The organism is Streptomyces sp. HUAS TT11 (assembly GCF_051553595.1).
GTDB lineage: Bacteria > Actinomycetota > Actinomycetes > Streptomycetales > Streptomycetaceae > Streptomyces.
Window position 1 is genome coordinate 2,183,670 of the sequence record NZ_CP196184.1, and the last position, 20,646, is coordinate 2,204,315.

Annotated in this window: 18 protein-coding genes; 6 read left to right on the top strand and 12 right to left on the bottom strand. The window is 71.5% G+C overall.

What is annotated here, in order from left to right:
• Positions 1-60: 60 nt before the first annotated feature.
• Positions 61-552: a phage holin family protein gene (locus ACSHXN_RS09880; protein WP_355128227.1), complete on the bottom strand. Its 492-nt coding sequence runs from the start codon at positions 550-552 to the stop codon at positions 61-63.
• Positions 553-688: 136 nt separating this feature from the next.
• Between ACSHXN_RS09880 and ACSHXN_RS09885 the strand changes: the two genes are divergently transcribed.
• Entirely contained in the window at positions 689-1,042 is a 354-nt protein-coding gene (locus tag ACSHXN_RS09885) for a VOC family protein (protein ID WP_355128225.1), read from the top strand.
• 19 nt (positions 1,043-1,061) lie between these two features.
• Here the strand turns inward: ACSHXN_RS09885 and ACSHXN_RS09890 are convergent, their stop codons facing one another.
• From ACSHXN_RS09890 to ACSHXN_RS09940, 11 genes are all read right to left on the bottom strand, one after another.
• Positions 1,062-3,041, bottom strand: a complete 1,980-nt coding sequence (locus tag ACSHXN_RS09890) for a DUF5107 domain-containing protein (protein WP_355128223.1) — start codon at positions 3,039-3,041, stop codon at positions 1,062-1,064.
• Between the two features lie 90 nt (positions 3,042-3,131).
• Positions 3,132-3,701: a GNAT family N-acetyltransferase gene (locus ACSHXN_RS09895; protein ID WP_355796382.1), complete on the bottom strand. Its 570-nt coding sequence runs from the start codon at positions 3,699-3,701 to the stop codon at positions 3,132-3,134.
• A gap of 176 nt (positions 3,702-3,877) precedes the next feature.
• Positions 3,878-4,801, bottom strand: a complete 924-nt coding sequence (locus ACSHXN_RS09900) for a S66 peptidase family protein (protein ID WP_438302951.1) — start codon at positions 4,799-4,801, stop codon at positions 3,878-3,880.
• A complete protein-coding gene (locus ACSHXN_RS09905; RefSeq protein WP_438306445.1) occupies positions 4,798-6,795 on the bottom strand; it encodes a prolyl oligopeptidase family serine peptidase in 1,998 nt (665 codons plus the stop codon). Before ACSHXN_RS09905 ends, ACSHXN_RS09900 begins: the two co-directional genes overlap by 4 nt.
• Before the next feature lie 44 nt (positions 6,796-6,839).
• Complete coding sequence (locus tag ACSHXN_RS09910) at positions 6,840-8,144, bottom strand: M20/M25/M40 family metallo-hydrolase (RefSeq protein WP_355796384.1); 1,305 nt, start codon at positions 8,142-8,144, stop codon at positions 6,840-6,842.
• The gene (locus tag ACSHXN_RS09915) at positions 8,137-8,970 is read right to left on the bottom strand and encodes a M55 family metallopeptidase (RefSeq protein ID WP_356109304.1); all 834 of its coding nucleotides are present in this window, start codon (positions 8,968-8,970) and stop codon (positions 8,137-8,139) included. Before ACSHXN_RS09915 ends, ACSHXN_RS09910 begins: the two co-directional genes overlap by 8 nt.
• A 135-nt stretch (positions 8,971-9,105) precedes the next feature.
• Positions 9,106-10,125, bottom strand: coding sequence for a Gfo/Idh/MocA family protein (locus ACSHXN_RS09920; protein ID WP_438302952.1), 1,020 nt, complete (start codon positions 10,123-10,125; stop codon positions 9,106-9,108).
• 27 nt (positions 10,126-10,152) lie between these two features.
• Positions 10,153-11,055: a sugar phosphate isomerase/epimerase family protein gene (locus tag ACSHXN_RS09925; RefSeq protein ID WP_355128211.1), complete on the bottom strand. Its 903-nt coding sequence runs from the start codon at positions 11,053-11,055 to the stop codon at positions 10,153-10,155.
• A gap of 1 nt (position 11,056) precedes the next feature.
• Positions 11,057-11,959 carry an ATP-binding cassette domain-containing protein gene (locus ACSHXN_RS09930; RefSeq protein ID WP_355128209.1) on the bottom strand — a complete coding sequence of 301 codons (903 nt, stop codon included), beginning with the start codon at positions 11,957-11,959 and terminating at the stop codon, positions 11,057-11,059.
• 5 nt (positions 11,960-11,964) lie between these two features.
• Positions 11,965-13,041 carry an ABC transporter permease gene (locus tag ACSHXN_RS09935; protein WP_355128207.1) on the bottom strand — a complete coding sequence of 359 codons (1,077 nt, stop codon included), beginning with the start codon at positions 13,039-13,041 and terminating at the stop codon, positions 11,965-11,967.
• Positions 13,041-14,063: a sugar ABC transporter substrate-binding protein gene (locus ACSHXN_RS09940; RefSeq protein WP_355128205.1), complete on the bottom strand. Its 1,023-nt coding sequence runs from the start codon at positions 14,061-14,063 to the stop codon at positions 13,041-13,043. The genes ACSHXN_RS09935 and ACSHXN_RS09940 overlap by 1 nt, the downstream gene beginning before the upstream one ends.
• Before the next feature lie 319 nt (positions 14,064-14,382).
• Here ACSHXN_RS09940 and iolC point away from each other — a divergent pair, with 319 nt between their 5' ends.
• The 5 genes from iolC to ACSHXN_RS09965 all read left to right on the top strand — a co-directional run bounded on the left by iolC (position 14,383) and on the right by ACSHXN_RS09965 (position 20,625).
• Positions 14,383-15,339: a 5-dehydro-2-deoxygluconokinase gene (gene iolC / locus ACSHXN_RS09945; protein WP_355128204.1), complete on the top strand. Its 957-nt coding sequence runs from the start codon at positions 14,383-14,385 to the stop codon at positions 15,337-15,339.
• Between the two features lie 61 nt (positions 15,340-15,400).
• Positions 15,401-16,279, top strand: a complete 879-nt coding sequence (locus ACSHXN_RS09950; protein WP_355128202.1) for a Cgl0159 family (beta/alpha)8-fold protein — start codon at positions 15,401-15,403, stop codon at positions 16,277-16,279.
• Positions 16,280-16,301: 22 nt separating this feature from the next.
• Positions 16,302-17,183 carry a 5-deoxy-glucuronate isomerase gene (iolB, locus tag ACSHXN_RS09955; RefSeq protein ID WP_355128200.1) on the top strand — a complete coding sequence of 294 codons (882 nt, stop codon included), beginning with the start codon at positions 16,302-16,304 and terminating at the stop codon, positions 17,181-17,183.
• Positions 17,184-17,220: 37 nt separating this feature from the next.
• Entirely contained in the window at positions 17,221-19,104 is a 1,884-nt protein-coding gene (gene iolD / locus ACSHXN_RS09960; protein ID WP_355128198.1) for a 3D-(3,5/4)-trihydroxycyclohexane-1,2-dione acylhydrolase (decyclizing), read from the top strand.
• Between the two features lie 27 nt (positions 19,105-19,131).
• Positions 19,132-20,625, top strand: a complete 1,494-nt coding sequence (locus ACSHXN_RS09965; protein WP_355128196.1) for a CoA-acylating methylmalonate-semialdehyde dehydrogenase — start codon at positions 19,132-19,134, stop codon at positions 20,623-20,625.
• Positions 20,626-20,646: the final 21 nt, after the last annotated feature.

Consider the following 20,646-nt stretch of genomic DNA (forward strand, 5'->3'; position numbering starts at 1 on the left):
GGCCGGTCATGGGCGCCCCGCGATGACCGGCAGGGCGTCCGACCGGGCTGCGGCCGTCGTTCACCGGGCCCGGTGGTGCGGCGCCTCGGGATCCGGTCCGGGGCCTCCGGTTCCCGGCTCGGAGGCACCCACGCCCGGAACGCCGGGCGCGGTGGGCGGGGCCGGCGGGTAGGGCATCCCGTGCCCGCTCGGCGGCGCCGAGGGCGCCGGACCGCCGATGCCCGCGCCGTCGCCCGGCGAGGCCATCGCGCCATGGCCGCTGCCGGAACGGGCCACCTCACGCAGCAGACAGGCCGCGACACCCAGCACCGCCGCCATGATCAGCGCTGCGGCCCAGCCCGGCAGACCCAGCGCGAGCACCAGGCCGAGGGCGAGTGCCAGCGCGGCACCCGCGTACAGGCCGACGGCGCCGGAGGCGGCGTACAGCGCGGCCGTACGGCGCTGCTTGCGCGTCTGCTCGCGCAGTTCGTCGCGTACGGCCTCACGGGCCACCTGCGCCAGCTCGTCGACCAGGTCCTTGTCCAGATGTTCCAGATGATCCAATCGGTTCATGGCCGCCGGGTACCCGGACCCGGCACCGGGTAACGCCGCGCACCCGCCCTCGCACCATCCGTGCCCGGCGACCGGGAAGCCCGCGATCCGTCCGAAACGATCTCCTCCGTGCCCGGCCCCAACTAGGCTCGTGCACATGGAGATTCTGGGAGCCACGCTGCGGATCTGCGTCGACGACCTGGAGGCTTCGGTCCCGTTCTACGAGAGACTGGCGGGCGGTCCCGCCCTCCGTTTCGAGCGTGGCGGAGTCTCGGTGGCGGCGGTCGGCTGCTTCCTGCTGATGAGCGGACCCGAGTCCGAGCTCGAGATCCTGCGCAAGGTCTCGGCGACGATCGCGGTGGAGGACGTCGACGAGGCGCACCGGGTCCTGACCGGCTCGGGCGCCCGCGTCCTGGCGGGGCCGGTGGCCACACCCGTCGGCCGCAACCTGATCGCCGTGCACCCGGACGGTTCGGTGTACGAGTACGCGGACCGCCGGCCGGCCGACTGACGGCCGGCGGCGCCACACGTCACCGCGGGCCTGCGGCTCCGGGGTCGCCGGGACGCATCCGGAAGTCGTACCGGGCGGGCAGCGGCTCGTCGGTGAGCTCGGCCCACAGCTCACCGATGGTCTCGGCGCCCTCCCGGAGGTCCTCGACCTCGAACCCGGCGTCGAAGACGGACCGGGCGCCCGCCCGGTCGCCCTCCGCGAGCAGCAGCCGGGCCCCGATCAGCCGGAACCGCCCGCGTTCACGCGTCGTGGGATGCAGGCGGTTCCACACCGCGCGCGCGTCGGCCACGCGGTGCACGGCCAGCAGTGTCTCCAGCGCCTCACGGCCGAGCGCCGCCGTGGCGGCCGTCCAGCTCTCACCGTGGTCGCGGCGCTCCCGGCACAGGTCGTCGAAGGCTTCGGCATACCGGTCGGCCGCGCGTTCCGGATTCCCGGCCTCCTGGTCGGCGACGGCCAGGCAGCGCAGCAACGGCCACAGGGACGGTGCGAGTTCAAGGGCACGTTCCCAACTGCGCACCGCCTGGGCCCGGTCACCCGCATGCCACTGGGCCACACCGAGGTGATACTCCGTCAGCGGCCGGGCCGGCGCGGTCTCCAGCATGTCCCGCCAGTGCGGTGCCACCAGTGTCTCCCCGGGCGGCGCCACCCGCCGCGGCTCGGGAAGGGACCCGGTGAGCAGCAACTCCCGCCACGGCGCCTGCGCTTCGCCGAGCGTCGTCTCCTCGAACGGCGTGCCCGGCAGTTTGCCGCCGGACCGCAGCAGTTCGAGCGCACCCCAGCCGGAGCCGACAGCGAGCGACTCGCCGGGGTCCGCGTCCGCGTACGGCCGCCACGCCTCGTACGCGGCGTCGACCACCGGACGCGGCAGGGCCGCGTCGAGCCGGGCCTCGGCTCCGCGCACCACGGTGGCCCACTCCCCCTCCCGCTCCGCCTCGAGCGGTCCGTACGCCTCCAGCCACGACACCTCGCTCTCGGGCTCCAGCCGTACATGCTCCAACTGGGTGCGGGCGAGCCCGGCCTGGATCTCGCAGTAGCCGCCGGTGCCCGGTTCGGTGAGCCACGTCTGCCAGCGGCGCCCACCGGCGCCCGTGCCCCACACGAAGAGCTTTCTGCCGCGCAGCAGATCGGTCGACGTCTGCACCAGTCCGCGCCCGTCCTCGTCGAGCGCGGCGATCCAGCGGCGCCGCCCGTCGGGCACCTCGTAGAAGTAGTCGGCGGGATGGGTGCCGTTCACGGGATAGGTGCGGTCGGCACCGTCGTACGTCGGCACCGGCACCCGGTGCAGCCGGCGTTCGTAGCCGAAGCGATAGGCCTCCTCGGCGGGCGCGAGCACCCGGCACTCCTCGGGCACGGCGATGTTGGACCACCAGTAGGTCGGTGCCGGCCTCTCGTGCGGATTGCGGATCCGGACGCCGACGTACAGGAAGTCGGAGCCCTCCGGCAGCCAGAGGTCCACCTGGAACGGCAGGTCGCGCAGGCGCTCCCACTCCCACAGGCGCAGCATCTCCCCGCCGTCGGGCGCGGTGACACGGGCCGCGTGCAGAGGAGAGCAGGAAAGGGTGGTGTGGCCCGTGGCACCGATGTTCCACTCGACGCCACCGGAGAACCAGGCACCGTTGAGCGCGAAGCAGGCGGGCTGGAACACCGGGTTGCGGTAGAGGAGCTCACGACCCGTCGGCTTGTGGAACAGCGAGGCGATCCGGCCGCCGAGACCGGGCAGTACGGTGGCGCGCAGCCGGTCGTTCTCGATCACGACGGTGTCGATGTCCCCGGGTGCGCGCGATCTGCCGTAACCGTCCCTCACACGCACGGGCAGCAGACTGTGCAGCGGCTCCCAGCCGATCTGCCGGGCCATGTCGCGCGGCAGGTCCTCCCTGTCGCGGTCCTCGATGCGGTGCACCTCGTCGAGCGGCCGCAGCGGGGGCAGTGGGTTGTCCGGTCCCAGTACCGCGGCGGGCAGCGTCATAACGTCCCGTCGTATCGTCGTCACGATCTCCATGGAACCCGCCCTCCGGCGAGCCGGCCAGAGGCCCTGCCGGTCAGGATTCCGCAAAGGCGGACACAACGGCGCCCGCAGGGCGCGGGGAAGTCATCCGGCGTCGCGCGCCGAACGCCGGGAAGCGACCGTCTCGGCCGTGATCGCCCAGCGTTCGTGGTCCCGCCACGCCCCGTCGATGTAGAGCATGTCGGGTGAGAAGCCCTCGAGGCGGAACCCGCTGCGCCGGGCCAGGGCGATCGAGGCGGCGTTGCCGGGCTGGACGTTGATCTCGAGTCGATGCAGCCCCATGGCTCCCAAGGCGTGGCCCACCACGAGATCCAGGGCCTCCGTCATCAGCCCCCGTCCGGCGGCGTGCGCGAAGGCGCCGTACCCGAGGGCCCCGCTCAGGAAGCCGCCTTCGACGATGTTGTTGATGTTGATGAACCCGGCGAGGCTCCCGTTGTCCTTCTCGCAGACCAGGAACCCCGCCCTCGTCGGGTCCTCGATCAGCCTCCCCGCGTACGCGGCGTACGCCTGAGCGCTGGTCGGCAGGAACAGCCACGGATGGTGGTGGTCCTTGCTCTCCCGGGCCCGGGCGGTGAACTCGGCAGCGTCCTCCTGGGCGAAGTGGCGTATGCCCACGCGGGGACCTTCGGCAAGGTATGCAGGGGTGTCAGGCACCTCGACACCCTACGCGAAGCGGGGTCGGCCGCGGCGGGCCCCGGTACACGGCACGGCAGGCCCGGCCCGGCCCCGGCGAAGACCTTCGAGGCCGTACGACCGGGGCCGACGGCGGCGCCCGGCCGGTGGGTCCGGACGGGTGACCGCTGCGGGGGCGCGCTTCGGTCGCGCCCTTGCTACACCAGGGCCGGCACGTCCAGGGTCAGCGTCCCCGCCTCCGCGTCCAGCTCGGCGCCGACGCCGAACGGAATCGTCAGCGCTCCCTCGCCATGACCGAATCCGAACTCCTCCACGACCGGCACCCCGAGTCCGCCGAGCCGATCCACCAGTACCGCGCGCAGCAGTTCGTACGGCCCGCAGCGCTCCCACGACCCGAGTGCGATCCCGGCGACCCCGTCCAGCCAGCCGGAGCGCAGCAACTGGGTGAGGATCCGGTCGATCCGGTACGCCTCCTCACCCACGTCCTCGATCAGCAGCAGCCCGCCCCGGGCCCCGGACCGGGCGTCGGGGGTTCCCAGTTCGGAGGCGAGCATGCTCAGACAGCCGCCCAGGGTGACGCCGCGGGCGCGGCCGGGCACAAGCGCGGAGCCCGGCGACACGATGGTCCGCACGCTTTCCGGCTCGAACAGCGTCGCGCGCAGGTGGTCCTGCGCCCGTGTGTTCTTGATGAAGTCGACGGCGGACGCCATCGGCCCGTGCAGGGTCACCAGGCCGAGCCGGGTCGCGCACGCCTCGTGCAGCGCGGTGATGTCGCTGAAGCCGACCAGCACCTTGGGGCCGGCGGCCCGCAGCGCGTCCCAGTCGAGCAGCTCGACCATGCGCTGCGCCCCGTACCCGCCGCGGGCGCACAGCACCGCGGACACGTCCGGATCGCACCATGCGGCCTGGAAGTCGGCGGCCCGGCCGGCGTCCGTGCCCGCGAGATAGGGGAAGTCGGGGTGCCGGTCGAGGACGTGCGGTGCCACGACGGGGTCCAGTTCCCAGGCGCGCAGGATGTCCAGCCCGGCGGCGAGCCGCTCCTCGCGCACGGGCCCGCTCGGTGCGACGACGGCCACGCGGGCACCGGGGGCGAGTCTGGGCGGCCGTACGAGGGGGGTCACGTGGTGAGCTCCAGATGGGGAATGCCGGGTGGGTTCAGCCCGAAGACCTGTGCGTACAGCGACAGCTCGGCCTCCAGGGCGCGCACCATGGTCTCGGCTCGCCGGAAGCCGTGCCCCTCGCCCTCGAAGGCGATGTAGGCGTGCGGGACGGAACGCCCCGCGAGCCGGTCCAGGAACCGCTCGCACTGCACGGGCGGGCAGATGGCGTCGTCCAGCCCCTGAAGCAGCAGGAACGGAGCGGTGATCCCGTCGGCGTGCTCGAGCGGCGACCGTTCGGCGTAGCGGGCGGGTACCTCCTCGTACGGCCCGACGAGCGAGTCCAGATACCGCGACTCGAAGTCGTGGGTCCCCCCGCTGCCCCAGTTCACCAGGTCGAGGACGGGGTAGATGATCGTGCCGCAGGCGTAGACGTCCGTCGTCGTCAGCGACACGGCCGTGGTCCAGCCGCCCGCGCTGCCACCGCGCACGGCGAGCCGGTCACGGTCCGCGGTGCCCTCGTCGGCGAGGGCGAGCGCGACGGCCGCGCAGTCCTCGACGTCGACGACGCCCCACTGTTCGCGCAGGCGGTTGCGGTACTCCCGGCCGTATCCGGTGGAGCCGCCGTAGTTGACCTCGGCGACGCCGATGCCGCGCGAGGTGAAGTAGGCGATCTCCAGATCGAGGACGAGTGACGCGCGACCGGTCGGACCGCCGTGTGCCCACACCACGTACGGCGGCAGTTCGTCGGCGGGCGCGATGTGGCCGGGGTGGTGGGGCGGATAGATGTGGGCGTGGATCTCGCGGCCGCCGGGGCCGGTGAAGGTGCGGATCTGCGGTTCCGGGTAGTGGGCGGGATCCACCGGGTCCTCGTGGGCCGCGCCGATGACCCGGGGAGGACCGGCGGGGGTGCCGGGACGCGCGTCCGTCCGGTCCTGCGGGAGCAGGTCCAGCTCGACGACCTCGGGGAAGCTGCGCGGACCGGCACCGACGGCGACGACGCGGCTGCCGTGCACGGCGAGCGTGGCGGCGAACTCGGTCCACGGCCCGGCCGCGTCGACCACCTCGCCGCTCTCCGGGTCGAGGATGCCCAGCCGGCCGGCACCGCGGCCGTGCACGACGGCGATCTGCCCGTTCTCCAGCGGGGCGAACCAGCGTTGCCCGACCTTCCACAACGGGCCGGCGAACTCCTCCTCGCGGGGGCACAGCGGCTCGCCGTCGCGGTACAGATTCCACCAGCCGGTGCGGTCACTCGCGTACAGCAGGGAGCCGTCGGGCGCCCACTCGACCTGGGCGATCGACTCCTCGGGACCGCCGGCGACGGTGTGCGGCTTGTGCAGGGTCCCGTCGCCGGCCACCTCGGCGACGATCAGCTCGGTGCCGTCCCACGGCATGCGCGGATGGTCCCAGGCCAGCCAGGCCGCGCGCCGGCCGTCCGGCGAGAGCCGGGGCCCGGTGACAAAACGGTGGTGCGCGTCGGTGAGTTCACGCACGGCGTCCCGGTCCTGTGCCGCCGAACCGTCCAGCGGCACCGCGACGGCCACCCGCCGCACGTCCGTCGGCCCGTCGCCGGTGAACTCCTCGAGGACGCACCAGACTTCAGCGCGTTCCGGATGCAGCTGCGGGTCGACCCAGCGCAGTCCGCCGCCCACCGGTGACAGGGGGCTGAGCGGGCGCGGCCCGGCACCGTCTGCCGCGGGCTCGTACGCGTACAGCCGCTGGTCCGCGAAGTTCACGAACACCACCAGTGGCCCGCCGGGACCCGATGCCCCGGCCCAGGGCCGGCCGCCGTACTCCATGACCCGGCTGCGCACGTTCCACGGAGGGGGGAGCACCGACTCCTGCGTGCCGTCCGCCGTGCAGCGCACGAGCGTGCGGCGTCCGCCCTCGGCCGGGCGCGGCTCGGTCCACCACGCCTCCTCGCCCACGAAGTCCACCGCCTCGGGCTGTCCGTCGTGCGCGGCGGCGAGCGCCGCGTCGATGGCCGAGGGCCAGGCCCCGTACGGCAGTGTCCGCATCATCGTCTCCCCCACTTCGCTCATCGTCTTCTCCCCCACGTCCCTCACGCGGTGCGCAGAAAGCGGTCCAGGACCCGGACGCCGAACCGCAGCGCCTCGACCGGCACACGCTCGTCGACTCCGTGGAACAGCGCCTGGTAGTCGAAGCCCTCGGGAAGCTTCAGCGGCGCGAACCCGTAGCCGGTGATGCCGAGGCGCGAGAACTGCTTGGCGTCCGTGCCGCCGGACATGCAGTACGGCACCACGTGCCCCTCGGGCGCGAACTCCTCCACCGCGGCACGCATCCGGGCGTACGTCGGTGAGTCCACCGGTGCCTGGAGGGCCACCTCGCGATGGTGGAACTCCCAGTCCACGTCGGGGCCGGTGAGCTCGTCGAGGGTCGTGCGGAACTCGTCCTCGCCACCCGGGAGATAGCGTCCGTCGACGTAGGCGACGGCCTCTCCGGGGATCACATTGACCTTGTATCCGGCGTCGAGCATGGTCGGGTTGGCGCTGTTGCGGACCGTCGGCGCCACGAGGGCGGCGGCCGGCCCGAGCTTGTCCAGCAGGCCGTCCACATCGTCCAGGTCGGCGTCGAGGCCGTACAGGGCGGCGAGTTCGACGAGCGCCGCGCGCGCCGTCGGCGTCAGCCTGAGGGGCCACTCGTGCGCGCCGATGCGGGCGACGGCCGCGGAGAGCCGGGTGACCGCGTTGGCACGGTTGATCTTGGAGCCGTGACCGGCGCGGCCGCGGGCGGTGAGCTTGAGCCAACCGGTGCCCCGCTCGCCCGCGGCGATCGGGTAGATCTGCCGTCCACCGCCGTCGTGGAAGGTGAACGCCCCCGACTCGCTGATGCCCTCGGTGCATCCTTGGAAGAGGTCGGCGTGCCGGTCCGCGAGGAAGCCTGAGCCGTCCTGCGCGCTCGCCTCCTCGTCGGCGGTGAAGGCGATGACGAGGTCGCGGCGCGGCCGTACGCCCGAACGCGCCCAGGAGCGCACGACCGCCAGGATCATCGCGTCCATGTTCTTCATGTCGACCGCGCCCCGGCCCCACACGACGCCGTCGCGGACCTCGCCGGAGAACGGGTGCACGCTCCAGTCGGCGGCCTCCGCCGGCACCACGTCGAGATGGCCGTGGACGAGCAGGGCGTCCGCGGAGGGGTCGGTGCCCTCGATACGGGCGACGACGTTCGTCCGGCCCTCGGTGCGCTCCAGCAGGGTGGGTTCCAGGCCCGCCCCGGCCAGTGCCGCCGCCGCGTACTCGGCGGCGGGCCGCTCCCGGCAGTCGCCGCCACCGCGGTTCGTGGTGTCGATGCGGATGAGGTCGGACGTGAAGCGCACGACCTCCTCGAGTGCCTGCTCGTCAGCCATACTGCTCCTCCACCGCGGCCGAGACGATCGTGGTGACCGCCTTGAAGGTCCGGATCCCCTCGTACATGGTCTCGCTCGTGTACGCCACCTTCCGCTCGCCGACGCGGTCCACGCCCGGCACGACGGTGGCTGCCATCGACAGATGCTCCGCGTCGAACTCCAGCGTCACGGTGAACGGCCCGCCGCGCACCGGCTCGTGACGCACCGCCAGCGCGGACGCCTCCTTGGCGGCCGCACGGATGTCGGCGGCGGTCCTGGCCGGGGTGCGGCACACGGCCGCGTACCGCGAGACATGGTCCTTCACGGCGACCTTGAGCGCCTCCGGCGCATATCCGAGTGCGTCCTCGCAGGCCACGTCGTCGCCGGTGACGAGGACGACGGGCACGCCGTACTCGGCGACCACGTGTGCGTTCAGCAGGCCCTCGCTGGCGCGGACGCCGTTCAGCCAGACCCCGGTGATCGAGTTCGCGAGGTAGGTGTGTGCCAGGACGCCCTCCGCGCCGGCGCCCGCGTGGTAGCCGATGAACGCCACGCCGTCCACGTCCCCGTGCTGCACGCCCTCCACCATGGACAGGGACTTGTGCCGACCGGTGAGCATCTGCGCCCGCTCGTCCAGCCGCTCGAGAAGCAGATTGCGCATGCTCCAGTGGGCCTCGTTGATCAGCACCTCGTCGGCGCCGCCGTCGAGAAAGCCGAGCACGGCGGCGTTCACGTCCGAGGTGAACATCGACCGGCACCGCTCCCACTGCGGGGTCCCCGGCAGCACGTCGGCCGGCCAGGTCACACCGGTGGCGCCCTCCATGTCGGCGCTGATGAGGATCTTCATGTCCGGCAACTTACGCGCTCGTGACGATGCGTGCCCAGCCCTGTGGAAAAGTGTCCCGCCACGGCCGCCCGTCTGCCCCGACGCCTCGGGAACGTCGTGCGCGGCCGGTCCGCGACCGGCCGCGCGACGCACGTGTCAGCGGTACAGCGCGGGACGCCCGATCAGTTCGACCTCCGTGCGGCGCCCCTCCGTCTGGGCGCGCACCCCCGCCTCGCAGACCGCTGCCGCGGCGTAACCGTCCCAGACGCTCGGCCCGGTCACCTCGCCCCGCCGGGTGGCGTCGACCCACGCCTGCACCTCGCGGTCGTACGCCTCCTCGAAGCGCTCCACGAAGTCCTGGGCGATGGTCCCGCCCCAGCGTCCCGCCGCGTTGGTGACCATGGCGTGCCCGTCGCCGATCCGGGCGGTGCCGCGCTCGCAGACCGCCTCGGCCTGCACCTGGTAGCCGAAGCCGCAGTTGACGAAGATCTCCACGTCGACGAGGGCGCCGCCGTCGGTCTCCAGGACGATGAGCTGCGGGTCGGCGAGGCCCTCAGGGGCGACGGCCGAGGGCGTCGGGCGCAGCACCGTCACCGCCGTGATCTCCTGGCCGAGCAGCCAGCGCGTGACGTCCATCTCGTGCACGACCGAGTCGTTGATGAGCATCGCGTCGGTGAAGCCGGGCGGGCTCGACGCGTTGCGGTGCCGGTTGTGCAGCATCATCGGGCGGCCCAGCTGTCCGCTGTCCAGCAGGGCCTTGAGCTTCACGTACTCGGCGTCGTAGCGCCGCATGAAGCCGACCTGGACCCGCCGGTGGCCCAGCCGCTGCTCGGCCTCGAGGACTCTGAGCGCGGAGGCCGCGTCGGGGGTGAGCGGCTTCTCGCACAGGACGGGCAGGTCGCGTTCGAAGGCGGCGAGCAGCGCCGACTCGTGCGCGGGGCCGGGCGAGGCGATGAGGACCGCGTCGACGTCGGGGGCGGCCATCGCCGCGGCCGGTTCGGTGTACGCGGTGCAGTCCTCGACGCCTGCCGCGACGTTCTTGGCGCGTTCCGCGTCCACGTCCACGACGGCGGCCACCCGGGCCCCGCTGATCACCTCGCTGATGCGGCGCACATGGTCGGCGCCCATCCGCCCGGTACCGATGACGGCGACTCCGAGCGTTCCACGCTGGGTCATGGTGGTCGTTCGTCCCTTCGGTGGTGATCAGGCGCCGCAGGAGCGGAGGAACGCCCGGGTGCGTACGGCGATGGGCAGCGGCTTGTCCGGCGCGCAGGGGTACATGTCCTGCTCGACGATGGCGAAGAGGTCGACGCCGAGGCCCTGGGCGGCGGCGAGGACCGGCTCGAGCGCCGGAACGCCCGCGGGGGGCTCGCACATCACTCCGCGCTGGACGGCGGGGCCGAAGGGCACCCCGTTCGACACGACGTCGGCGAGGATCTCCGGGTCCACCTGCTTGAGGTGCAGATAGCCGATGCGCTCGCCGTAGGTCTCGATGAGCTTGACGCTGTCACCGCCGCAGTAGGCGTAGTGCCCGGTGTCCAGGCAGAGGTTGACGAGGTCGGAGTCGGTCGAGTCGAGGAAGCGCTCGACGTGGGCCTCGGTGTCGATGTGGGTGTCGGCGTGCGGGTGCACGACGATGTCCAGGCCGAAGGTCTCCTTGACCTCGTGACCGAGCCGTTCCATGCCCTTGGTGAGGTGTGCCCACTGCTCGGTGGTGAGCTCCGACGGCTCGATGATCTCGGCGGTCTTGTCGTCCCGCCAGAAGGAGGGGATGACCACGAGGTGCTTCGCGCCCATCGCCTGGGTGAGCGCGGCGACCTGGCCGACGTGCTCCCAGGTGGACTCCCACACGGACGGTCCGCGGTGCAGGGAGGTGAAGACCGTGCCGGCCGACACCTTCAGGTTCCGCTTGGCCACCTCGTCCGTCAGACGGGCCGGGTCGGTCGGCAGGTAGCCGTACGGGCCGAGCTCGATCCAGGAGTAGCCGGCGTCGGCGACCTCGTCCAGGAAGCGTTCCCAGGGCACCTGCTGCGGGTCGTCGGGGAACCAGACACCCCAGGAGTCGGGTGCCGAGCCGACCCGGATGCGGTCCAGGGCTTGCGTCATGTCAGGAATTCCCTTCGGAAGATGCCGCCATGGGTGCCTGGAGGTCCTTCGCTTCGGGGAGCTCCTCGACGTCGACGCCGCGGACCTGCGCCAACTCGTGCTTGAGGGCGGCGAGTTCGGCGCCGCCCGCCATGTGGTTGGTCAGCTCCTCGAGACTGACCTCGCTGCGGTCGGCGCTGAGTTCCAGGGTGCCGAGGCGCAGGACGTTGAAGTGGTCGCCGACCATGTAGGCGTGGTGGGGGTTGTGGGTGATGAAGATGACGCCGAGGCCGCGGTCGCGGGCGGCGGCGATGTACTTGAGGACGACACCGGACTGCTTGACCCCGAGCGCGGCCGTGGGCTCGTCGAGGATGAGGACGCGAGCGCCGAAGTAGACGGCGCGGGCGATGGCGACGCACTGGCGCTGGCCGCCCGACAGCGTCCCGATGGGCTGCTCGAGGTCGTCCAGCACGATGCCCATGTTCCGCAGCTCCTCGTCCGCGGTCTTCTTCATCCGGGCGATGTCCAGACGACGGACGGGCCAGGGGCCCTTCGTCATCTCGGAGCCGAGGAAGAAGTTGCGCCAGACCGGCATCAGCGGCACGGTGGCCAGGTCCTGGTAGACGGTGGCGATGCCCCGGTCCAGGGCCTCGCGCGGGGTGCCGAAACGCACGGCCTCGCCGTCGACCAGGAACTCGCCCTCGGTGTGCTGGTGCAGCCCGGAAATGATCTTGATCAGGGTGGACTTGCCGGCGCCGTTGTCGCCGAGGACGCAGGTGACCTTGCCGGGGTGGACGGCGAGGTCGACTCCGTGCAGGGCGCGGATGTTGCCGTACGACTTTCCCGTGCCGCGCAGTTCGACGACGGGAGTCCCGTCGGCGGGGGCGGCCTGGTCGTTGTTCTTGCCGGTGTCGGCGGTCGTCATGGGGGTCACCTCCGGGTCGCAGACTTCTGGACCCACAGATTGATGAGCGTGGCGCCGAGGAGCATCACGCCGAGGAAGGCCTTGAACCAGTCGGGGTTCCAGCCGGCGTAGACGATGCCCTGGCTCACCATGCCGAACATGAAGGCGCCGAACACCGGGCCGATCGCGGAGCCGTAGCCACCGGTCAGCAGACAGCCGCCGATCACCGCGGCGGCGATGTAGATCAGCTCCTGGCCGACGCCCTCGCCCGACTGCACGGTGTTGAAGGAGAACAGCTGGTGCATGCCCACGAACCAGGCGCCGAAGCCGACCAGCATGAACAGCGAGATCTTGGTGAACTTCACGGGCACGCCGACGGCCCGCGCACTGTCCTTGTTGCCGCCCACGGCGAAGATCCAGTTGCCGTACTTGGTGCGCAGCAGCACCCAGGTCGCCAGCGCCGCGAAGAACAGCCACCACAGGACGGTGACCTTGAACTGGACGCCGCCGACGGTGAACGACGACGAGAAGACCGCCTTGGCCTGGTCGAAGCCTTCCATGTCGCTGATGTCGTCGGTCGCCACGTTGCCCGTGATCAGCTTGGTGACCGCGAGGTTGATGCCCTGCAGACCCAGGAAGGTGCCGAGGGTGACCAGGAAGCTGGGCAGCCCGGTGCGCACCATCATCCACCCGTTGAACGCTCCGACGGCGAGCGAGACGACGAGCGCGACGATCACGCCCACCCAGACGTTCATGGTGAGTTGGAAGCTGACCATGCTGGCGGTCAGCGCGGAGGTGATCACCGCGACACCGGCCGACAGGTCGAACTCGCCGCCGATCATCAGCAGGGCCACGGGCAGCGCCATGATCCCGATGGTGGACGACTGGTAGAGGACGGTGGCCATGGCGCTGCCCGAGCGGAACGTGGGTGCCATGGCGAAGAAGAAGACGAACACCGCGACGGCGCCGAGGAAGACGCCGACCTCGGGCCGGGCCAGCAGCCGCAACACGAGGGAGCGCTGCGCGGTCCGGCCGTCACGCTCCTCGGGGCCGGAGGCCGGCGGTGAGGTCACCGCCGGCGCAGCCTGTTGGGACATGGTCATCACCTGGTGCCCTTCGCGGCGAAGGTGGCGATGGTGTCGACGTTCGACTTGTCGACGAAGGCCGGGCCGGTCAGCACCGGCTGCTCACCGCCGCCGCTGTAGTTGCCGTTGTTCTTGTACAGCCACAGCGAGTCGACCGCGAGGTAACCCTGGAGGTAGGGCTGCTGGTCGACGGCGAACTGGATGTCGCCCTTCTTGATGGCGCTGGTCAGGTCCTTGTTGAGGTCGAACGTGGCGACCTTCGCCTTGCTGCCCGCGTCGGACAGCGACTGCACCGCCGTCAGCGCGAACGGCGCGCCGAGCGTGACGACGTAGTCGACCGAGCTGTCCTGCTTGAGCTTCGCGGTGATCGTCGACTTCACCGACGGCATGTCGGTGCCGTTGACGTAGAGGATCTGGGTCTTGCCGCTGAACGTCTTCTTCACACCGTCGCAGCGCTGGGAGAGCCCGATGTTGCCCTGCTCCTGGATCACGCAGACGGTGCTCTTCGCGCCGACCTCGTTCAGCTTCTTGCCGAGCGCCTCGCCCGCCACGCTCTCGTCCTGCCCGAAGAACTCCATCAGGCCGAGCTTCTGCCAGTCGCTCACACCCGAGTTGAGGCCCACCACCGGGATGCCGGCGGACTTGGCCTTGCTCACGACGTCCTTCATCGCGTCCGGCTTGGCCAGGGTGATCGCGATGCCGTCGACCTTCTGGTCGACCGCGTTCTGGACCAGGTTGGCCTGGTTGCCGGCGTTCGGGTCGGCGGAGTAGACGAGTTTGATGTTGTCCTTGGCCGCGGCCGCCTCGGCGCCCTTGCGGACGATGTCCCAGAAGGTGTCGCCCGGCGCCTGGTGGGTGACCAGTGCGACCGTCATACGGGGTGTGTCCGCCTTGCCCGCGGCGGCGCCGGAGCTGCTTTCCTCCGCCTTCTTTCCACCCGAGCTGCTGGAGCAGCCGGCGACGAGCAGCGCCGACGCCGCCGCTATCGCGACGAGCGGGGCGACCCTGAGGGAACGGCGGGGGTGAAACGTGCGATCCATCTTTCCTGCACCTCACTGTGCGACCGGGGGGAAAGGGGACGGGAAGGGACGACGCCGGACGGGATGTCCCGCCCGGGTCCGGACGGGATGTCCGGGTAGGTACCGGGTGAACCGGCGGATTCGCTGGGACGGGATACAAACCCCTGCGGCACCCGCCTGTCAATACTTTGTTAAGACATCATTTCAGAAGCAGGTCCGAATGTAAGAACAAAGTCTTGACAGGGGCAACCCGTGCGGCCTACACCTGTGAGGCATCCGGGCCCCGATGTCCCGCCTTGCGGACATCCGACCCCGCATCCCCGCACGAGGAGCGACGCTCATGCCTGAGCCTGCCGAACATTTCGATCTCATCACCATGGGGCGCATAGGTGTGGATCTCTACCCGCTGCAGACCGGTGTGCCGCTCCCCGAGGTCGAATCCTTCGGAAAGTTCCTCGGCGGCTCCGCGGCCAACGTGGCGGTGGCGGCCGCGCGACTCGGCCGTAGCACGGCGGTGATCACCCGGACCGGCGACGACCCCTTCGGGACCTATCTGCACCAGCAGCTCAAGGAGTTCGGCGTCGACGACCGGTTCGTCACCCCCGTGGCCGCTCTTCCGACCCCGATCACGTTCTGCGAGATCTTCCCGCCGGACGACTTCCCCCTGTACTTCTACCGCCGCCCCAAGGCACCCGACCTCGAGATCCACGCCGACGAACTGGACTTCGGCGCCATCCGTTCGGCCCGCATCTTCTGGATGACCGGCACCGGTCTGAGCGAGGAGCCTAGCCGCTCGGCCACGCTCGCCGCCCTCGCGGCCCGGGACAAGGCCGGCACCACGGTCTTCGACCTCGACTGGCGCCCCATGTTCTGGAGCGACCCCGCCTCGGCGCGGCCCTACTACGCCGAGGCGCTGCGCCACGCCACCGTGGCCGTCGGCAACCTCGACGAGTGCGAGATCGCCACCGGAGTACGCGAACCGCAGGCCTGCGCCCGGGCGCTGCTGGACGCCGGCGTGGAACTGGCGGTCGTCAAGCAGGGACCCAAGGGTGTGCTCGCCGTGCACCGCGACGGCACGACGGCCGAGGTACCGCCCGTACCGGTGGAGGTGGTCAACGGACTCGGCGCCGGAGACGCGTTCGGCGGCTCGCTCTGCCACGGACTGCTCTCCGGCTGGCCGTTGGAGAAGACCGTGCGCCACGCGAACGCGGCCGGGGCGCTGGTCGCCTCCCGTCTTGCCTGCTCCTCCGCGATGCCGACCGAACCGGAGGTCGCCGGCCTCCTCGCACGCGACTGACCGTCCCGCCGAGGCCTCTCGCACGCGGCCGACCGCCGCCACCCCCTGAACGGAGCCTGTCTTGACCATCAGCATCCCCGACCTCGCCACGGTGCGCGCCCGTCACCCGGAGGCCATCGCCGAGGCCGCGGCACGCCGGGTGCGCCGACCGCTGATCGGCGACAGCGGCCGGATCATGATCGTGGCCGCCGACCATCCGGCCCGCGGGGCTCTCGGCGTCGGCGAGCACCGGTCGGCCATGGCCAACCGGGCCGATCTGCTGGAACGCCTGTGCGTCGCTCTGGCCCGGCCCGGCGTGGACGGGGTGCTGGCCACCGCGGACATCCTGGAGGACCTCCTGCTCCTCGGCGTTCTGGACGACAAGGTGGTCATGGGCTCCATGAACCGCGGCGGACTCGCCGGCGCCGCCTTCGAGATGGACGACCGCTTCACCGGCCACCGTCCCGAGGACATCGAGCGGCTGCGCTTCGACGCCGGGAAACTGCTGCTGCGCATCGACTACGAGGACCCCGGCTCCCTGCGCACCCTGGAGTCCGCCGCCCGCGCCGTCGACGACATGGCCGCGCGGAGGCTGCCGCTGTTCGTCGAACCGTTCCTGTCCCGCAGGGTCGACGGCAGGGTGCGCAACGACCTGAGCGCCGAGGCCGTGGCCCGCTCCATAGCCATCGCCTCGGGGCTCGGCGGCACCTCCGCCTACACCTGGCTCAAGCTGCCCGTCACCGACGACCCCGACGAGACCGCCGAGGCCCTGGAGACGTCCACCCTGCCCGCCGTGCTGCTCGGCGGCGAGGTCGGCAGGGACCAGGAGGGTGCGTACGAGAGGTGGCGCAAGGCGCTGCGCCTGCCCACCGTGCAGGGCATGGTCGTCGGCCGGTCCCTGCTCTATCCCGCCGAGGGCAGTGTGGAGACCGCGGTCGACACCGCGGTCGGCCTGCTGTGACACCGCAACGACGAAGGGCATCATGACCACCACGCACCACCTTCCCGCGGGCAGGGCCGCCTCCGGCGACCACACCGTCGACGTCTCCCCCGAATCCGCCGGATGGGGCTACTCCAGCCTGCGGGTGCTCGAACTGCCGCCGGAGGGCCGGCATGCCTTCGACACCGGCGACAGCGAGTGGCTCGTGCTCCCCCTGTCGGGCTCCTGCACCGTGGCCGTCGGTGACGACACCTTCCGGCTGCACGGGCGCACGAGCGTGTTCAGCGGTGTCAGCGACTTCGCCTATGTGCCGCGCGACGCACAGGTGTCGATCACGACCCACCAGGGCGGCCGCTTCGCGCTCACCGGCGCCCGCTGCGAGCGCCGGCTGCCCGCACGCTACGGCCCCGCCTCCTCCGTCCCGGTCGAACTGCGCGGCACCGGCAACTGCTCCCGCCAGGTCAACAACTTCGGTGCCGCCGGGGTGTTCGAGTGCGACCGGCTGATCGCCGTCGAGGTGATCACGCCGGGCGGCAACTGGTCCTCCTTCCCGCCGCACAAGCACGACGAGCGCCGGCCCGGCGAGGAGTCCGAGCTGGAGGAGATCTACTACTTCGAGTTCGCCGCCCACGACGGCACGCCCGGACTCGGCTACCAGCGGGTCTCCCCCTCCGGGCACGCCGGGGGGACGGACGTGCTGGCGGAGGTGCGCGACGGTGACGTCGTCCTCATCCCGGACGGCTGGCACGGCCCGTCGATGGCCGTGCCCGGCCACGACATGTACTACCTGAACGTCATGGCCGGACCCGACCCCGACCGCGCCTGGCTGATCTGCGACCACCCCGACCACGCATGGATCCGGGACACCTGGCCCGAGCAGCCCGTCGACCCCCGCCTCCCGCTCTACGCCGCTCCCGCCCAGTGAAGTCCTTCGCGTACGAAGCCGTCCGAATGAGGTCCCGATGAGCCACCCGAACCAGTCAGTGCGCCGCCTGACGGTCGCCCAGGCACTGGTGCAGTTCCTGTCCGCGCAGTACAGCGAGCGCGACGGCGTACGGCACCGGCTGATCGCCGGCACGTGGGGCATCTTCGGCCACGGCAACGTCGCCGGGATCGGCCAGGCGCTGCTCGAGGCCGGCGAGGAGGCCATGCCCTTCCACCAGGGCCGCAACGAACAGGCGATGGTGCACGCCGCCGTCGGCTACGCCCGCCAGCGGGGCCGGCTCTCCACGCAGGCCGTCACCACCTCCATCGGCCCCGGCGCCACCAACCTGGTCACCGGTGCCGCGCTCGCCACCATCAACCGCCTCCCGGTCCTGCTGCTGCCCGGCGACTACTTCGCCGCGCGTCCGGCCGACCCGCTGCTCCAGCAGCTGGAACACCCCGTCGAGGCCGACGTGTCCGTCAACGACACGCTGCGTCCCGTCTCCCGCTGGTTCGACCGGATCACGCGCCCCGAGATGCTGATCCCGTCCGCGCTGAACGCCATGCGGGTGCTGACCGACCCGGCCGAGACCGGCGCGGTCACCCTCGCCCTGCCGCAGGACGTGCAGGCGGAGGCGTACGACTGGCCGGAGGATTTCTTCGCCGAGCGCGTCTGGCACGTGCGCCGTCCCGCACCCGACCGCACGGAGCTGGCGGAGGCGATCCGCGCGATCCGCGCGGCCGCACGGCCGTTGATCGTGGCAGGCGGCGGCGTCCACCACAGCGAGGCCGAGGAGGCGCTGAAGTCACTGGTGGACGCCACCGGCATCCCGGTCGCCTCCACCCAGGCGGGCAAGGGCTCGCTGCGCCACGACCACCCGGCCGACCTCGGCGGCATCGGTCACACCGGCACCGCCGTCTGCGACGACCTGGCGCGCACCGCCGACCTGGTCATCGGAGTCGGCACCCGCTACAGCGACTTCACCACCGCGTCCCGCACGCTGTTCCAGAACCCCGGCGTCCGGTTCCTCAACCTCAACATCACCGCCTTCGACGCCCACAAGCTCGCCGGCAACACCCTGGTGGCCGACGCACGAGCGGGTCTGGAGGCACTGTCCGAGGGCCTTGCCGGCCATCACGTGAGCGACGCGTACGTGGCCGAGTACCGTGCGGGCAAGGAGCGCTGGGAAGAGGTCGTGGCGGCCGCCTTCCGCGCGGACGACGACAACGCCGTACCGACCCAGACCCAGGTCCTCGGCGCCCTGGACTCGGTCGTGGGCGACGACGACGTGGTGATCAACGCGGCCGGCTCGCTCCCCGGCGACCTGCACAAGCTGTGGCGGGCCCGCTCGCCCCGCCAGTACCACCTCGAGTACGGCTACTCCTGCATGGGCTACGAGATCCCGGCCGGGATCGGTGTCCAGCAGGCCGCTCCGGGTACGCCGGTGTGGTCGCTGGTCGGCGACGGCACCTATCTGATGATGCCGACCGAGATCGTCACCGCCGTACAGGAGGGCCTGCCGGTCAATCTGGTCCTCATCCAGAACCACGGCTACGCCTCCATCGGGGGCCTGTCCGAGGAGACGGGCGGCGAACGCTTCGGAACCGCCTATCGCCACCGCGCCGCCGACGGGACCTTCACCGGGGCCCCGCTGCCGGTGGACCTCGCCGCCAACGCCGGAAGCCTCGGCATGGACGTGCTGCGCGCCAAGACCGTGCGGGAACTGCGTGACGCGCTGGCCGCGGCGCGCGCATCCGACCGGCCCACCTGTGTCTACGTCGAGACCGACCCGGCGCCCACCGCCCCCGGTGCCGAGGCCTGGTGGGACGTGCCCGTCGCCGAGGTCGCCTCCCGGCCGGCCGCCCTGGCCGCCCGCGAGCGGTACGACCGGCACACCGCCGACCGCCGGCACCACCTCTGACCCCCGCTCACGAAAGGCCCCCGCACCATGAAGACCATCAGCCACTGGATCGGCGGCAAGCCCGTCGAGGGCACCTCGGACCGCTTCGGTCCCGTCTACAACCCGGCCACCGGCGCCCAGGAGAAGCAGATCGCCTTCGCCACCGCGGACGAGGTCGACGCCGCCGTCGCCGCCGCGAGGGCGGCCTTCGAGAGCTGGGGGCAGTCCTCGCTCGCGAAGCGCACGGCGATCCTGTTCAAGTTCCGCGAACTGCTGGACGCGCACCGCGACGAGATCGCCGAGCTGATCACCGCCGAGCACGGCAAGGTGCACTCGGACGCTCTCGGCGAGGTCGCGCGAGGCCTGGAGATCGTAGAACTGGCCTGCGGCATCTCCGAGAAGCTGAAGGGCGAGCTGTCCACCCAGGTCTCCACCCGTGTGGACGTCGCCTCGATCCGCCAGCCGCTCGGTGTGGTCGCGGGCATCACACCGTTCAACTTCCCGGCCATGGTGCCGATGTGGATGTTCCCGCTGGCCATCGCGACGGGCAACGCCTTTGTGCTCAAGCCGAGCGAGAAGGACCCGTCCGCCTCCCTCCGGCTCGCCGAGCTGCTGGCCGAGGCGGGCCTGCCGGACGGCGTCTTCAACATCGTGCAGGGTGACAAGGTGGCCGTCGACCGGCTCCTCGAGCACCCGGACGTGGCCGCGGTCTCCTTCGTCGGCTCCACCCCGATCGCCAAGTACATCCAGCTCAAGGCGGTCGAGCACGACAAGCGCGTGCAGGCCCTCGGCGGTGCCAAGAACCACATGCTGGTCCTGCCGGACGCCGACCTGGACTTCGCGGCCGACCAGGCCATCAACGCCGCCTACGGTTCGGCCGGCGAGCGCTGCATGGCCGTCTCGGTCGTGGTGGCGGTCGGGGACACCGGCGACGAGCTGGTCGGCAGGATCGCCGAGCGGGCGAAGAGCCTGCGCATCGGCCCCGGGGACGACCCCGCGTCGGAGATGGGCCCTCTGATCACACGTGAGCACCGCGACAAGGTGGCCTCGTACGTGGCGAGCGCGGCGGAGCAGGGGGCCGAGGTCGTGGTCGACGGCACGGGCTACTCGGTGGAGGGCCACGAGGACGGCTTCTTCATCGGCGTCTCGCTGCTGGACAGGGTGCCGGTGACCGCGGACGCGTACCGGGACGAGATCTTCGGCCCGGTGCTGTGCGTGGTGCGCGCCGAGACCTACGACGACGCCGTGGAGCTGATCAACGCCTCCCGCTGGGGCAACGGCACCGCGATCTTCACCAGGGACGGCGGCGCCGCGCGCCGCTTCCAGCTGGAGGTCCAGGCGGGCATGGTCGGCGTCAATGTGCCGATCCCGGTGCCCGTCGGATACCACTCCTTCGGCGGCTGGAAGAACTCGCTCTTCGGCGATCTGCACGTCTACGGCAACGACGGCATCGCCTTCTACACCCAGGGCAAGGTGATCACCACACGGTGGCCCGACCCGGCCGACGGCGGTATCAACCTCGGCTTCCCGAGCAACTCCTGAGGAACGCGGTGGCCGGTGCGG